Origin of the sequence: Paenibacillus sp. 1001270B_150601_E10, assembly GCF_015558675.1 — a bacterium.
In the GTDB taxonomy this organism is placed as follows: Bacteria; Bacillota; Bacilli; order Paenibacillales; family Paenibacillaceae; genus Paenibacillus_B.
Genome location: NZ_JADMOL010000008.1, coordinates 42619 through 58177 on the forward strand (window position 1 = coordinate 42619; position 15559 = coordinate 58177).

General features: G+C 40.0%; 18 protein-coding genes. 2 read left to right on the plus strand and 16 right to left on the minus strand.

Annotation, left to right across the window (positions count from 1 at the left end; translation table 11 throughout):
* Positions 1–92: 92 nt before the first annotated feature.
* From I2H74_RS17695 to I2H74_RS17720, 7 genes are all read right to left on the minus strand, one after another.
* Positions 93–413, minus strand: a complete 321-nt coding sequence (locus I2H74_RS17695) for a hypothetical protein (RefSeq protein ID WP_195575568.1) — start codon at positions 411–413, stop codon at positions 93–95.
* Positions 410–706 (minus strand): hypothetical protein, encoded by a 297-nt coding sequence (locus I2H74_RS17700; RefSeq protein WP_229106805.1) that lies wholly within the window; start codon positions 704–706, stop codon positions 410–412. Before I2H74_RS17700 ends, I2H74_RS17695 begins: the two co-directional genes overlap by 4 nt.
* Before the next feature lie 64 nt (positions 707–770).
* On the minus strand, positions 771–1691 hold the full coding sequence (locus tag I2H74_RS17705) for a phosphotransferase (RefSeq protein ID WP_195575570.1): 921 nt from the start codon (positions 1689–1691) through the stop codon (positions 771–773).
* A 52-nt stretch (positions 1692–1743) separates the two neighbouring features.
* Positions 1744–1917 (minus strand): hypothetical protein, encoded by a 174-nt coding sequence (locus tag I2H74_RS25180; RefSeq protein WP_324254096.1) that lies wholly within the window; start codon positions 1915–1917, stop codon positions 1744–1746.
* Positions 1914–2126 (minus strand): hypothetical protein, encoded by a 213-nt coding sequence (locus tag I2H74_RS25185; RefSeq protein ID WP_324254097.1) that lies wholly within the window; start codon positions 2124–2126, stop codon positions 1914–1916. The genes I2H74_RS25180 and I2H74_RS25185 overlap by 4 nt, the downstream gene beginning before the upstream one ends.
* Before the next feature lie 160 nt (positions 2127–2286).
* Positions 2287–2883 (minus strand): hypothetical protein, encoded by a 597-nt coding sequence (locus I2H74_RS17715; protein ID WP_195575571.1) that lies wholly within the window; start codon positions 2881–2883, stop codon positions 2287–2289.
* 418 nt (positions 2884–3301) lie between these two features.
* Positions 3302–6814: a discoidin domain-containing protein gene (locus tag I2H74_RS17720; RefSeq protein ID WP_195575572.1), complete on the minus strand. Its 3513-nt coding sequence runs from the start codon at positions 6812–6814 to the stop codon at positions 3302–3304.
* Positions 6815–7130: 316 nt separating this feature from the next.
* Here I2H74_RS17720 and I2H74_RS17725 point away from each other — a divergent pair, with 316 nt between their 5' ends.
* Entirely contained in the window at positions 7131–8036 is a 906-nt protein-coding gene (locus I2H74_RS17725) for a MerR family DNA-binding transcriptional regulator (protein ID WP_195575573.1), read from the plus strand.
* The gene (locus I2H74_RS17730) at positions 8023–8766 is read left to right on the plus strand and encodes an ABC transporter permease (protein ID WP_195575574.1); all 744 of its coding nucleotides are present in this window, start codon (positions 8023–8025) and stop codon (positions 8764–8766) included. Before I2H74_RS17725 ends, I2H74_RS17730 begins: the two co-directional genes overlap by 14 nt.
* Positions 8767–8927: 161 nt before the next feature.
* On the opposite strand, the gene I2H74_RS17735 is transcribed toward I2H74_RS17730, so the two are convergent.
* From I2H74_RS17735 to I2H74_RS17770, 9 genes are all read right to left on the minus strand, one after another.
* Entirely contained in the window at positions 8928–9254 is a 327-nt protein-coding gene (locus tag I2H74_RS17735; protein ID WP_195575575.1) for an AzlD domain-containing protein, read from the minus strand.
* Positions 9245–9973, minus strand: coding sequence for an AzlC family ABC transporter permease (locus I2H74_RS17740; RefSeq protein WP_195575576.1), 729 nt, complete (start codon positions 9971–9973; stop codon positions 9245–9247). The genes I2H74_RS17735 and I2H74_RS17740 overlap by 10 nt, the downstream gene beginning before the upstream one ends.
* A 469-nt stretch (positions 9974–10442) precedes the next feature.
* On the minus strand, positions 10443–10658 hold the full coding sequence (locus tag I2H74_RS17745) for a bacteriocin immunity protein (protein WP_195575577.1): 216 nt from the start codon (positions 10656–10658) through the stop codon (positions 10443–10445).
* Positions 10659–10846: 188 nt separating this feature from the next.
* Positions 10847–11245, minus strand: a complete 399-nt coding sequence (locus tag I2H74_RS17750) for a hypothetical protein (protein ID WP_229106806.1) — start codon at positions 11243–11245, stop codon at positions 10847–10849.
* 7 nt (positions 11246–11252) lie between these two features.
* Positions 11253–11429 carry a hypothetical protein gene (locus I2H74_RS24770; protein WP_229106807.1) on the minus strand — a complete coding sequence of 59 codons (177 nt, stop codon included), beginning with the start codon at positions 11427–11429 and terminating at the stop codon, positions 11253–11255.
* Between the two features lie 83 nt (positions 11430–11512).
* Positions 11513–12763 (minus strand): MFS transporter, encoded by a 1251-nt coding sequence (locus I2H74_RS17755; protein WP_195575578.1) that lies wholly within the window; start codon positions 12761–12763, stop codon positions 11513–11515.
* A 550-nt stretch (positions 12764–13313) separates the two neighbouring features.
* On the minus strand, positions 13314–13820 hold the full coding sequence (locus I2H74_RS17760) for a DinB family protein (RefSeq protein WP_195575579.1): 507 nt from the start codon (positions 13818–13820) through the stop codon (positions 13314–13316).
* Positions 13821–13997: 177 nt separating this feature from the next.
* The gene (locus tag I2H74_RS17765; protein ID WP_195575580.1) at positions 13998–14729 is read right to left on the minus strand and encodes a hypothetical protein; all 732 of its coding nucleotides are present in this window, start codon (positions 14727–14729) and stop codon (positions 13998–14000) included.
* On the minus strand, positions 14726–15442 hold the full coding sequence (locus I2H74_RS17770) for a hypothetical protein (protein ID WP_195575581.1): 717 nt from the start codon (positions 15440–15442) through the stop codon (positions 14726–14728). Before I2H74_RS17770 ends, I2H74_RS17765 begins: the two co-directional genes overlap by 4 nt.
* Between the last annotated feature and the right edge of the window lie 117 nt (positions 15443–15559).

Below are 15559 nucleotides of genomic sequence, written 5' to 3' on the forward strand. Positions count from 1 at the left end.
TTCCAAGCATATTGTGAGAAACAACAGCTCCTCATCACACTTTGGCGCTTCACCATTGTTTCGTATATTCTCGAATTCATCATTTATCAACATCACCTAAATGGATATGCTAACTCGCTTTTAGAATAGTAGTTAACGATCTTCCCGTTATTAATTGCATATTCAATCTCTTTTTCTGTGCTACTGCCAATATAACCGCTTACATCAATAACGAATATTTCATCCGACATATCGATTTTACGAAAATGTAAGTTGCCCAGCAATTCTGCCTGTTCCTCCGTAATCTCAATGCCCTCACTCTGCTCAAAGAAGGCTAAACTTATTACGATATTCCCTTGAAGCGTTAAATACCTATTGGCTTGTTCGAATTGCTTCTTGAACTTTGTAGAGCCACATAGCGTTATAACTTTCATCTAATCCCCTCTATTCCTGTTGTATCATACCTCGATTCCCAATTCATAAATTTAAGATAAGATTCATACCTTCTGCCACCAATCGCAATATCTTCACCATACCTATCCGCTTCTCGCTCTTCGAGCCTTCTCATTCGTATATCTTTCGGTATCCATAGATAGATCACCAAATCAAAATAAGGAATAAAGACATCTCTATCAAAATGCTGATATCCGTATTTCTCAGACATTGCTGTAGCTAAAGTGCTCGTTCCCGAACCGGATGCCCCTAGAATATGAATTCGATTTATCATTTTATTTCACCACTCCATAGATTATAAAAGGTGCCTGACGGGCAAATGTCCTAACTATTGTCCCTCATCTGCTATTCATATCTCTGTTGTTTCCAACAACTTGACCTATTTCACTGATGACATGTTCCGCAAGCTCGAGCTGTTGATCAGCAAACTTCATATCACCATAACCTTTAACAGCATAATCTAAATTACCGAGTGTAGACATCAATATACGGGCGGTTAAGGCGAAGCCAAATGCTTTTCGATCAACGATGATGTCAGTGTTGCTCAACATGTATCTAAAGGTTGGCTCATCCAATCCATTAAACAAGAGGAGATTTCCAACATACGATGCCTGATCCCAGTATAGGGGCATCAATGATACATCCTCAAAGTCCGTCCATAACCAGCCTGCAGAACTTGGCACTAAGTTTCGAGCATGAGCATCTCCATGACAAGGTATTAGGAAACGGGTTTCTAAGCGCATCTGTTTATCTACTTTATGAAACAACGTTAATAATGAATGTATACGCTTATCAGAACTCCTCATCAATCTCTCAGCCGATTGAGCAGTCCGTTCCCATACTCCCAGCGCTGGGAGTTCGCCGACAAAGTCCTTCATTGCTTTGGAAAGATCATCTACAAGCTTAACAGCTTCTCCTGGCGTTGGCCGCTGTAATTGTACCGGAGGTACATAGGTCCAAAGCGTCATCCATGTTCCATCAACGATGTATGGCCCTGCATCAGTAAGTTCAGTAGGTAATAATACAGGAACATTCTTGAAATGAAGGTGCCGAGCTACATGCAATTCTCGATGAAGCCTCTTGTAAGCTTGTCCCGCTTCATCTTTTGACACGATATTGGCTAATCGGGCTACGATTGGATAAGGGGCCAAATGAATAATCAGGTTGCCTCCATTACCAAGAACTTGAGGTGTAATTTCAGATAAGCCAATCGTTTCGACAACAGATAACACTCGCGAAATTAACTTGTCAATATTCATCAATACAACATCACCTTTAGCACCCGTCTACTAAAATTCACAAAATTATTCATCAACTATAATCCTCTATCAATATTAGCTTTTTATCTTTCATTTGGAAAAACGATTTTCCTTCAAGCGTAATAATTTCCCCGGCTTTCATTCCGTTAGGGAAATCAGTTGCGAGCGTTCCTTCATAGTCAATCTCAATTTCAGCCCTGTCGTCATGGAATGTAATTTGCTTCATGGTTTGAAGTCTTTGGGAAAAGATCTTCGCCGATTGCTCGCTAATTCTCGAAATGGATCAATTCCCTTTGCTTCAGTATCCATTACACCGTTGGAAATGTTTCGAAAAACAACGTCTTCATGTAAAACGCTGGTCATCCCATCAATATCAAAAGCATTGTACGCATTTAAGTAAATTACAATCAGGGATTCCATTTCTTTATTTTTCATTAAATATCCTCCTCTACATTAATTGAATGGTATTTTGATGGATTAGTTTACCTCATCTAAATAAGACATTGTCCCTCAAATTTCATCTTTTGACAAGTTATATATGCAGTTACGTTAATGACAATCCAGTAATTTTTTTGTATGGTCTTTTTGCGTACATTTATTTAGCATTATTGAAATTCGTGATGTCTCTCGAATATCTCTCTTTAATTTCCGTGAAGAGGCCCTTTTTAATTGAACTTCCTGTCAAATCTTCCGGATCAGTTCCATCGAAATTGAATTTACCGTCCTGCATATTAATTACGCTGTATTGCCCAAATGTGTTTTTTCCTAAAAATATTAAATAGGTACTGCCTTTTTTCATTTCGGAATATCCATCACTTGTAATCTTTTCTCTGCCCTTAAATGTTTGATACACTCCAACAGGTTCAATGACGGTAAGATCAACAGCATCCTCTTCTGGCCCTTTCAACACTTTTTCTATCTTAATCTCTGTAAACGTAACAATTTCCCCGATAAGACCAGTAGACAGCTTTGTCGTGTGTATCTCTCGATCTTCAAAGTCTTTTACTGGGCTCCCAATGACAACCATTTCTGCATTGGCGTATAGGGATTGTGCAGATGAAAAGCCTTGATACATAGAGGATGTATTGATTACACGAACCGAATTGTAAATAGCAAAATAATAACATGCCGCAGCTGCTAGGATGAAAGCTATAGCGATTGAAATAATAGTGCTTTTCTTTTTTAGTAACATTAAATTATACTCCTATGTTCTAATTTTCCCACTTATACTTCAATTCGCCTTTATCGTAGTCAGAAGGTGTTGTGTTATTCCAATTGTAAGATGCGTCTCCTGCTGACGTCATGAGTGATTGTGATCTTAACGTTAAATTTATTTCGTTGGTGTGTGCCAAACCGATAGAATGTCTGGCTTCATGGAGGGATACGTTTTTTTCATGTTAGTGTCATTCTTCTTATTATACTTAACCATATTGTTCTCAAAGATGAGAAAGGTACTATAATCCCAATTCGTTACATTGGATTTGTCGGTGGTGGACGAATAAGCCTAGTTACTTAATGATAAAGACAGCAAGAATAAAAAACGTAAGCATATGAAGAGCCCTCGTATCAGTATATACGAGGGCTGATGCGTCAAGTCCTTCATGAGCGTCCTATTTTCCTTGGATCTCTTTTATTAATGTCTTCATTGGATCTAAAGATTGTTTGGCATCATAAGGATAACGGTTCAATACCTGAAGCAGCAGCTTATACGGCTTGAAATTCTCATTTACCTTAGGAAGGTAGCTTTCAATCAAAGAGATGAGCTGCTTGTACTCCGGAACTTGCCCCGGTGAATAGACCTCAAATTCGAAGAATGAGTTGCCGAATACAGTCGCCCGCTTAACGCCTTGGAATTTCACATATCGGGCTTGCTTGACATCGAACTCAAGAATGTCCAGCTTGCCTTTGGAGTGGATGACCTTCCCTTTGCCCGATATGTTTGTCCACTTTTTCTTGTCTGTCGATACAAGAATCTGGTACTGCTCAGCATATGCAGTTTGCCATTTAATGACAACTTTATTGATGTCCTTGACCTCTCCCAAGTCCACGGTATACCAGGCAGCATCTACATATTTGCTTAACCAGCGGGTGGATTCATTGCCATCTACAGCTTTGTCTGATGATAAATTAGGGAACTCCGTTTGAGAAGACTCGGTAGCCTTCTGGAGTGCTAGATTTTCGGTATTAAGCAGCTCGATAGCTTTGTTGTAAATGAAGACGTTATCGAGCTCGCCTTTAAATGAATGAGTCTCACTGCCAATTCGAAGCGTAGGCAGAACGAATGTGTGCATCTTAGGAAATTGCGTCTCCAAGCGCTCCACATATTCATCAAGATTAACGAATAGCGATACGCCCTTATCGTCACCCTTCAATAAAATATGTGTCCATTTCCCCTCAGGAACAACATAATTGAAGGTGCTGTTATAATGCTCCTTTGTAAATCCAAGCTTGCCTGAGCTTCCCTGCTTCAGCTTCAGCGTGCCGACTGGAGATTCCATCAATACAGCATTATTCGGATTATTGCGGTCTGGCTTGATCCACATAGAGGCTGTCCAGCCGAATCCAATCGCTTCTATTGGTGTCTCGATGTAGCTTTGACCGCCGTTAAAGCGAGCTCCCTGCCCATACTTGCCCTCGGCAATATCCACATTGACAGCATTGCCGTCAAAGCCGTTGCCGGATTCATCCTTGAAGTCTTGCTCAAACATGTATTGCATCACTAGATGATCCGGATGATCTACCTGAATGCTGTGTGAACGGTCGGCATTGGGCGCTTCCCCAATAAGCTTCGTTCTTTGTTCGAATCGAGCGAAGGACTTGTCCTTTCTTGTACCCGTCCACATCTTCTCAGCAACGACTTGTATGCCAGGAAGAAGTCTGATATGCGCATCGTCCATGGACAGTCCATTAACATCAGAAGCATCATTCCACATGGAAAACATCCCGCCTTTTACACGCGGATGGCCGAGCGGCAGCGTAGTCGTCTCCCATTTGACCGGCTCCCATTCGTCATAGAGGAATTGTGCATTTAGATAATTCCTATAAACGGTTGGTACGATATACATGTATACATTTTGCGAATTGATGACATCAAAGCCAAGATCAACCGCTTGCTGCGGGGCTCCATAAGGCTCACGCCAGATATCCATGGTCGCTTGATTGCTGATCGGGGTGGTGCCGTTATATTGAGTTAATCCTCCCCACATATGCGGATGCTTGCCCTTGCTGTTGATATGCTTCACAAGCGTATCCATATACCAGCGGAACCGTTCTGTATCCGTGCCCCAATACTCATCCGTGCCGATATGCACATCGGGTCCTACAAAGGTCAGATCATCGCCATCCAAATATTCATTGAAGAGGTTTTTCACGAAATCAATCGTTTCCGGCTTCGAAATGTCCAAGTGATGATCGGTGCCGAGCGCAGGGTTATAGGTTGTGAATGAGCGGGAATGTCCGGGTGTATCGATCTCAGGAATGATGTTTACCCCGTAATCCATGCCCATCAACTGCAGCTCCTTGAATTCCTTCTTTGTATAGTGGCCGTTGCTGCTGGCAAGTCCCGGATACGTAGTGCTCTCAAGGCGATAGGCTGCATGGGTTCCATCTGCGAATGGCGTTCCGACACCATCATTCAAGTGAATCTGGAACATATTCATTTTGTACCAGGACAGCAGCTTGACATAATCCTGAAGGAAATCAATTGTAAAGTATTTGCGTGCAACGTCAATCATCAGTCCTCGCTGCTCATACTTAGGGTAATCCCTAGCCTCCCCACGCGGGATCGTATGGTCATCATGCTGCTTGATGATCTGAAGCGCTGTTCTTGTGCCAAAGAATGCGCCGGTTGCTGAGGACGAGGTGATGGATACGTATTGATCCACCTTAAATACATTGCCCTCATCACCCAGCCAAGCTAAGGACGGATCAATGGCTAGGTAGATATCGCCGGCATGAGGCTTCCCAGCGACGACCTCAAGCGAATAGCCCGTTAGATCCAGCAGATCCTCTCGCGTGAGCTCCCCTGCCTTGCGAAGCACTGCTTCATCGTTTGGTGCGATGACAATGCGTGATGATTGGGTCAGCTTGTAATGGCCTGTATCACCATACCACTCCCGCAAAGAAGGAATAACTTCTGGCTCGGCATTGCGTCCTGGTGTTTGCTTATGAAGGCCAGAAACGTTAATAGAAATGTTGTTGGACAACAGCTTGCGGTCCGGGTTGTTGAGATCCTCAACGAGTAGGATGAGGTTCACTTTGGCATCCACTAACGGTGTTCGGATATGGCCTTCGAGGTCAATCACGGGGAGCCTGTCACTTCCAAATACGGAGACACGATAGCCATTCGGTATGTTGGCGGCTGACCAATCCAACTTGGTTTGCCCAGGTTGTACCGTTAACGAAGCGGTTACCTTGTCGATGACAGATTGCAAGTCGCTTTGTTGATAGACTTCAAATTCGTAAAAGGAGTAGCCATACAGTGTACCTTCAACCGGTGCACGGGCAACGCCTTGGAACTTCACGTAACGAGCTTCTCGAGCAGGGAAATCGATTGTTTCCACTCCACCTTTGGATTGAATGATGCCATCGTTAGGCTTAACGTTTGTCCAAGATTTTGCATCATTGGATACAAGAATCTTGAATTTGTCAGCTGGAGTCTGCCAGCGAAGGACAACACGGTCGAATGCTTTTTTCTTGCCCAAATCAACATAGAACCATTGATTGTCGTTTTTCTTGGAGGACCATCTTGTATTGCCCTTGCCATCAACCGCCAGAGCAGGCGACAAATAGTCCACTTCATTGCCGGAGGAAAAAGCAGGCTTGTTCAAGGCAAGATTCAATCCATTGAAGGTTGCCTTAGCGAGAAGCTTGGCTGCTTGCTCTTCTCCATTAGGGACTCCATTCTCAGCTTGATCATAGACATCGTCGCTCACAGCCTCACGGTCCTCATTGTTCAACGCAATTCGTTCCAGATCAGCTGCTTGCTGCTCAACATTCTGTCTTTCCAATCCAATAGGTTTGCTTAGCGCCCTAGCTGGCTGAGCTGCAGTTAACAACGAGGATAGGACCACCAGCATACTCAGCATGAGCAACATTGAGTTTGCATACACTGTTTTCCTCATACCATTCCTCCACATCATCATGTTATCGATATACAATTGTTGAATGGCTTTGAGCATCCCTCCATTCCATGGCGCTGCTTTTAGAAGAAAACGCCTGCTTCGTTAATCGTTCATATCATAAATGAAATATGCATAGCGAAACAGGACTTTAAGAATTATTTAAAGAAATGATAAGGTTTTGTATGGAGGCTTGATAGAGGACATGAATTCTCTTCTTAGGGTGCATGATGTGAGTTTATCGCTCTCTTCAACGAAAGAGAGATTGGAAATAGACTTTTAAGTGATGATAAAGTCTGGAGATGAGGTGATTAGATTCATGAATACGTACAGAACAGCAGAAATAGTGCATAGCATTGGAATCCATCCCAATACTGTGCGGCTTTATGAGGAACTTGGACTTATTCCAAAAGCAGAACGGAAAGCGAATGGGTATCGCATTTTTACAGATTTCCATGTGGAGCAGCTTACATTTGCGAGAACAGCTCTACAAGTTGAGGTATTGCAAAATGGTCTGCGAAAACAAGCTATTGGTATTATAAAGACCTCGGCTGCCAAAAATTTTGACAAAGCTATTCATCTAACGAACCATTATCACCAACAATTAAAAAGAGAGCAAAGAAACGCTGAAGAAGCTATCGCGATTACTGAAAAGCTATTGTCAGGTGAAAACCAACAGCTGAGCAACGCTATTTTAACCAGAAAAGAGACGGCTAACCTTCTGCATATCTCAATGGACGCCTTAAGAAATTGGTACCAAGAGAAAATAAAAGTGTCGGAACTTTGTGAGGTCACTGCATCTCTTTACCAAAGCTCTAAGGATTACACGACCTTGTTACATCAATTTGGGCTTTCCAACAAGCTGAAAAGTCATGTAAGCGAGCTTTCCGGAGGACAGAAGCAACGACTGTTCATTGTTCTTGCGTTAATTCCAAATCCCGAGGTCGTGTTTTTAGACGAGTTGACTACCGGGCTTGATGCGAGAGCAAGACGGGATGTATGGAAAAGCCTTGCTGATTTAAAAGCTAAAGGGTTAACCATTCTATTGACCTCTCACTTCATGGACGAGGTGGAGGCCCTTTGTGACAGAATCATGATTCTGAAAAAAGGTAGAAGCATTTTTTACGGGACTGTAGAGGAAGCGATTGCTGCCAGTCCATATGAAAAATTTGAGGATGCCTATCTTTGGTATACAGATGAGGAGGAAAATAATGAGAGCATTTAGAACGCTGCTTAAAACAGAGAGTAAGCTGTCGCTTCGTGGGATGGACATGTTCATCTTTGCGATCTGTATGCCTGTCGTCGTTGTGATCATTTTAGGTGCAGTTTTCGGAAATAAACCAGCTTTCCCTGGCTCTGCTTATACCTTTCTGGAACAATCCTTTGGAGCGGTGGCCACGATTGCAATATGCGCTGGAGGAGTGATGGGACTTCCTTTAGTGGTATCCGATTACCGAAGCAGGAGGATACTAAAACGTTTTAAGGTAACGCCGACCAGTCCAGCTCTTATCCTAGCCGTACAAGTTGTAATTTATGCGATATATTCCATTGCTTCCCTCATCCTTGTTTATATGACTGCGGCCATTTTTTTTGGGTATCAATTTCGTGGCTCATGGCTTCCATTTTTAGGCGCGTACTTACTGGTCATGCTGTCTATGTTTAGCATTGGACTGCTGGTGGGTGGACTGGCGCCAAATATGAAAACAGCAAGTGCTTTAGCCAGCTTGCTATATTTCCCAATGCTTATTTTCTCTGGTGCCACCTTACCTTATGAAGTTATGCCTGCGGCGCTTCAAAGAGTGGCAGATATATTACCGCTGACACAGGGCATTAAGATGTTGAAGTCCGCTTCACTTGGCATGCCAATGGATAGTGTCATCATACCCGTTGTTGTGATGATTGCACTAACAGTGATATGCATGAGTATGTCTCTTCGCTTTTTCAAATGGGATTAATTGTGAGCAAACCAATATCGGCAGGCCCTTCTAGGAGTTTCCAATTGGGTTCAGTTATTTTGAGAAGGGTCTAGCAGCTTGTCGCTAGACCCTCTTTACATCGCACCTATAAATTCCATACTCATTGCCATGTATCCTTTATAACACTTGAGTATCTAGTATCAAAACAAAAAACGCAAAATGATAATGGTAATCATACCTCCCAGTACGGTTCCTAGTAAACTACGTGTTTTTATCGCTATCAAAAAAGTTGGTATGGCTGCAAAAAATTCGATGTTGTTTGTAAGAGAGGCTATCTCTCCGTCATGTATAAATATCTCTTGACCTATCAAAGCGGCTATAACAGAAATGGGGACATAATTTAACCATCGCATTGCCCATTCTGGTAATTCAAAACGACTAAGCACCATCAGAGGAATGACTCTTGGAATAAACGTAACAAAAGCCGAGCCTAAAATAATCAAAAAAATGTCCCATCTTACTTCCATTTTTCTACCACCATTCCTATGGTTGAAGCAATAATAGTTGCAATAATAACCCCCATACTGCTGGACAACACGAAAGAACTTCCCACCGCGATGACCACTGCAATAATAGCGACAACGATATCAAGTTTGATGTTATTTCGCGCCAACATGGAGAGTATAAGAATTCCAATAAACATAGCTGGCAGGGCAAATTCCAGTCCAAATTTCTCCGGATTTGAAATCCATTGTGCCAAAAATGCTCCTGCTAGATTAGCTGCAAGCCAATTTACATAAGCTGTTATGTTGAGGCCATGCATCCATTTTTCACTAATTCGGTTTTTCTTCGAAGCCTCGCTAATCGCGACACCAAATGTCTCATCGGTAAGTAGAGACCCTACCAGCATGTTTCGAAGTGGAGTAAGATGCCGGAAATAAGGGGCTAGTGCTGCACTAAGTAAAATATGACGGAGATTCACAAAGAATATCGTAACAACAATGGCAGTTATCGAACTACTTGTTGCTATCATACCCGCAGCAATAAACTGAGCAGAGCCCGCATAGAGAATTAAAGACATCAGCGCGATCTCAGCTATGCTAAGTCCCGCAGTCTTTTGGATCACACCTGCAGCTAATCCGATGCTTAAATAACCCAGTAACGTGGGGACGCAATCTTTTACTCCTTGGAAGAAGCTATCCTTATCTCTCTGAGACGGATTCATTTGGACGTTCGATAGACTCATTTCATTCCCTCTTTATTTTTAAGGATTGGAAGCTAACTTACTAACTACTACGAAAAAGAAAAAGAAAATACGGTTCAATTTACTTGAACCGTTTTCCAGTAACAACATGAATAGGTTAGGGGCGTTTTTCCAAAGAGCTTCTGTTTCCTCATGCGGATCATTCGTGAAATTTGGAGTTAAATGGAGTCATTCCTTCTCTCAACAATCTTCATGATTCCACCGATTGAATTGGGGTTATTTATATCTGTCATCCAGAGCTGTTCTTTACTAATACTCTCCAATGCGATCTTAAACTTTGCAAAATACAAATGGTAAATACGATGAAGGGATATCTTCAAGAAAGTTTTAATAAATTGATCCTGTTCCAACATAATCATCTCTCCTATCAAGTTCATCACTGATTTAAACTGACGTTACTGTATTTAAGATGCATTATGTGTAGCTGATCTCAATTATTGAAAACTTAATATTAGATAATAATAGGTTTGTAGCTCATTGCTTTATCAACTATCTCTTCTGGGCTATATTCTATATCACTCCAAAATATTAAATCTGAGACATGTGGATCTGGTACATTTCTTTCAAGCAAATTGATCATCTCATCTATTTCATGCTCTGATCCTTCACAATTCATGATTTTTCTTACAAGAATAATCAATTCATCTCTACTTAATGGTTTATTCATTTTATACCTCTCAAATGTATAGTTCTTTTTTATGTATTAGTCACTTATTTGTTAGTTTTCACAGAAGTTACGTATAACGTTCTTGTATCTACAAACCCGAGTGGTTAAAAGAGTGATAGGATATCCATGTCTTCATCGAATACCAATTACATCTATGTTGGACGAATATGAATTTGTCTCTTCCATCATTATAATTTTAATACATTGTTACTTCGATAATCGATGCCCAAATCTTCAAGCAACTCATTTAGACCTGTCCATAAATTTTCACAAAGCCTATACAGTTCTTCATTATCAGATAGCTCTCCGTTTATAACTTTTTTGCCCATCGTTTCGTAGGGTTCCCAGACCATGAATTCTTCTACTACTTTTTTAATAGCTTCATCAGATACTGAGAGTGCCATTTCTTTTCCCTGATCAAATATATGATGTGGATCAAACAAGGAAGTAATGTGTAGGATACTCCCCACTTTAATGGCCCAAGAATCATCAACCAAGCTTGCTTTCTTAAGCCATTCTGATTTCTGCATAGTAGAAATTTCTAATTTAAAGGGGTGATAAATCAGTTCAGAACTAGGAACACTCACACCATCCTTACTTATGACATGAAATTCTATATTCTGAATAAGGACCTTCCTTTTCCTGGGCTATAGAACCATAAATACCGATTGCCTCGATATTATCACGATATTTGTTTAACAGCATTTTTACTATTCTATCAATGAAATCTAGTTTTTCTGTTCGGCTTGTTGAAGCTGGATAAGGTAACATGCAGGCCCTCCTATAAGAGATTGATTTCTACGAATTCTATAGCGTTGCTTTAATGTAACTTCCCGTTATAAATCTATGATGTCTTAACTTTTGGATGTAGCAAAAATTGGACTGATTTTATCCATTGCTACTCCTTGCTTTTTAAATTTAAAAATAAACAAGCCATTGACTAATAAAACCAATGATCCAAATGCCAATGCTGCCATAGAGTTCCATTCAGAAATCAAACCAGATAGTATAGTCGCTATCATTGCTGCAATTCCACCAAAAACGTATATGGAACTTCGAACCCTGGCGATCAAATAGTCTGGAGTAATCCCCTGTTGAACAGTTATCTGAACAACAAATGCCATAGAAAGTGCCCCATCAAAGATTATCATTCCGAAACACATGGTGATAAATGAATTTGATATCAACAATAAAATACCAAATGAAGATATAATCATTAAAGTACTTAGAAAGTATAACCAATTTGCATTTTTAAATTTGTTCATTATAAGTACGCCAACGACATTACCTATACCAGCACAAGATAATAGTATTCCAATATACTCTTCTGAAAAATGGAGTGTATATTTAGAATGAATGATAACACTAAGCACAATAAAACTGGTTGAAAATCCGAGAACCAAAGCTGAAATCGTCGATACAATTTGAGCTCCATTAGCATAGAGGTACTTTACACCTTCTTGGGAATCCCGAATGAAACTCTTCAGTTTCTGTTTTCCCTTCATGTGCTTATCATCCGTTTCCTTACGTACATTGTGGTATTTTATAAGTGAAATAAACAACATTGAAACAAGTAATAAACTACCACAAATAGTTAAGGTGATGTTCGGGCCATATTTCGCAAGTATAATTCCACCTAAGGCTGGACCAATTAAGGTTACAATCGCATCAGCGGCTTCTAATAAATTATTTGCACTTAATAAACGTTGCCTCCCAACAATTTTAGGTACCATAGCTGAAAGGGCAATATTTAACATCAATTCCACTAAACCCATGAAAAATAATATTGGCCCAATAACAAAAAGGCTCGTTATGTCGATTGTTATTAAATATGCCAATAGAAACAATAATATAGCATATATTAAATTACAGATCGAAGAAATTAAAACAAGGTTCTTTTTCTCAATCCAAGTACCTATTGGAATAGAAAAAAACACGGAACTAATTCTCTGAAATAAAAGCACTAATGAAGTCATTAATGGTGATCCAGACAGACCCAATATGATAATAGGTATGATTAGTTCGCGAAAACGTTCACTTAGGATTTTAGATATATTATGAAACCATAACTTCCCAAAATCAGCATTAATCATTAAATTATTCACTTTTGAACACCTCTTAAAATTGATTTACCACTCTCCTCTTATTTAAAATCTGATTAATCAATCTACTAGACTCATAGTATATCCTCCTTGCAAAACTTCATAGATATATTAGTACATAGAATATTCCTTAGAAACGATAATCCTATAAATTTGGAGTTGTATTTTGCTCTCTTATACAAAAAAAAAGCCATTGTGAACATAAGTTAAGCACTTCTCTTGCACTAAACTGCCCCGTTAATGAAACAAAAGAGCTCCCTAATTGACAGATGGATCTTCAATTAAATACCCTATAGTGAAGATGAAACCTTTACATTCTGTTCAAGTATTCAAGTAATTCATCAATGTTATTCTCTTTTGCATTTTTTGATAAACGTTGTTAAAAAGGTTAAATGCAACCTCAATATTTTCTCGAAGCCAACTGGATGAATTTTTTGGTCCTAAATACCATAAACCATTAAGCGAAAAATAGATTTCCAAGCTGTCTTTATACTAGTAATATTGAATCTTCAATTGAAAGGGGAAATCTAGATGTTAACTCAACTATCACCCTTTACTCAAGCCCGTCAATAAGTTCCTTGATTTGTTTAATATGCCGTTGTTCATGTAAGTATAGGGATTTAATCCAATCAATCAACAACATTTCTTTAAAGACTGGATGCAAATAATGTCTTCTACTCAGCACCGAAGGGTCTTCTACTGTATTTAAAAGCTCATGTAATTTCTGTCTTGAATCGTTTAGTTTTTCAAGGATTACTTGATATTCTAATAATTCATTCGTTGGTTTAGCAATTTCAGGTGCCTCTAGCTTATTGTTTCTATCAAGCAGAAATTCTACTGGCTTATTTTCTAGAAAGGAATCTTCTTTGCTCTTTAATCCCTTCCTTATTGCTATAATATATAACTCTTCTGTTTTAATGAGGTGCTGACAAACTTGACTAATACTCCAACTTTCAAAGTCTTTCTGTTTGTTTAATTGGTCTTCTTTCACCCCATCAAGAATACTGAGTAATTCGACTCTGGTTTCTGCTAATTTTTGATTGATTTCTTGAAGCTCCATTGAAAAATCCCCCAATCTATAATTTTTTTCGAAAGTTTTCTATTGCGTCTTACCTGCAAACTTCGCAAACTTCTCAAATAAGGATGTATTCATGAACTTCGCATATTCAACAATATATTATGAATTATCGAATTCAAATAGTCCTTACTTCGTTTATAATCAATTATTACTTGCTCCCTACTCCAAATCCTTTTCATCCAATATCCTCACCATTTGAAGAGAAATATCTGAAAAAGATGTAGAACTGCCGTTCACTGAATACTCGGGAAAGATCCATTCTCCATTTTCATTTAAGGGCGTCCAGCCGTAAGCAATTGGTGAAGGCCCCATGATGCTAGAGAACAATGAAAAAGCTTTTTGTCGTGGGACCAGATTGTTTTCATTCTCCAAAATGTGGACCCATTGCTGTGGCAAAGGTTCAGCACCATAGCTGTGTTCACGCAAATCAACCTTCCACTCGAGCTGAATCCTTGGCTGATACATACTCCCTTCGTCACCTTCTGAATAGTAACGCTCACGCTGCAGATAATACCGGATCTCACTCATTCTATCCTTAGGATTTAGATTCCATATCATCATGTAGGAAGAGGGATCTGTCTCACGCAGTTTCCAAACGAGCGGCTCCCCTTTTGTATCGAGATACTGAATGCTCCATCTCAGCTGCTTCCATTCCCACATGCTGTATCCATAATCTCCTCCTTTGCTTACAAATGGAACATAGACATGCTTCGGATCCACCTGTTTGATGTCGAGCAGTTCACGAACCTCATAAGAATGAAGTTCTTGAAGAATAGCATCAGTCTTAGGGAATGGTTTAGGATTGTTGGCAAGCATCCAATAATAAGAAGCAGCAAGTATCGCGAGCACGATGATGATTGATGCCACAATAATCTTCTTTTTCCTCATCATGAAACATCCCCTATCTTCATTAGCTCCTTTTCGGAGCGGTAGTAGTACTGGTTATCCACCGTTGAGATCAGCAGCCCTTTTCCATCCTTCTCAATATAGACTACAGCTTGCAGCCCGCTTCCCCAACGAGAATGTACGGAAGTAAGCTCATAAGGAAATTGCTCCGTTTTATATTGAGGGCTGCTTTCGAGCACTGAACGATTATACCAATCCACCACCGTCTTATCCGCTGAATGAAGCTGTCCCACCATTTTCTGAAGATAATCATTATCCAACACTGCCTTAGGAGCAGAAGGATGCAGGGAAACAAGAACGACATGATCTAGATCTGCTAGAAACGTCTCTGGCTTGTCGACTGGATAAATCAAACTATGTATGCCAGCGGAAACAAGCGTCAAAAAGAGAAAAACATAATTACACCAAAATCCAACCCATGCAAATGGTCGATACTTCTCCCATGCATGCTTTTGTGTGGACATGGCAATCAGCCATACACCGAGCGGCAGGATAGCTATTTTTACAGACACTCCAAATAATTGAGTTTTCCATGAAAAAGAAAAGATTCCTATAATAACGACAATCGCAATCTTCCACCAAGCGGGCTTTTCCTTTTGTTTGCGATATTGCATCATGCCCAGAAAAATGATGATTGCCCAACTAATCAGTGTAAAAAACCAGCTCACGATATTAATAGAAGAAAGAGAAGAAGTCACCGTTCTGAATCCTCCTTTGAAGACAGTATAGTATCAGTATTTTTATTAGCACAGGCAAAGAAAAAATTGAACTTATCTTGTTATTTCAATCATGCCAATTCTATCAATTTCTTTCAA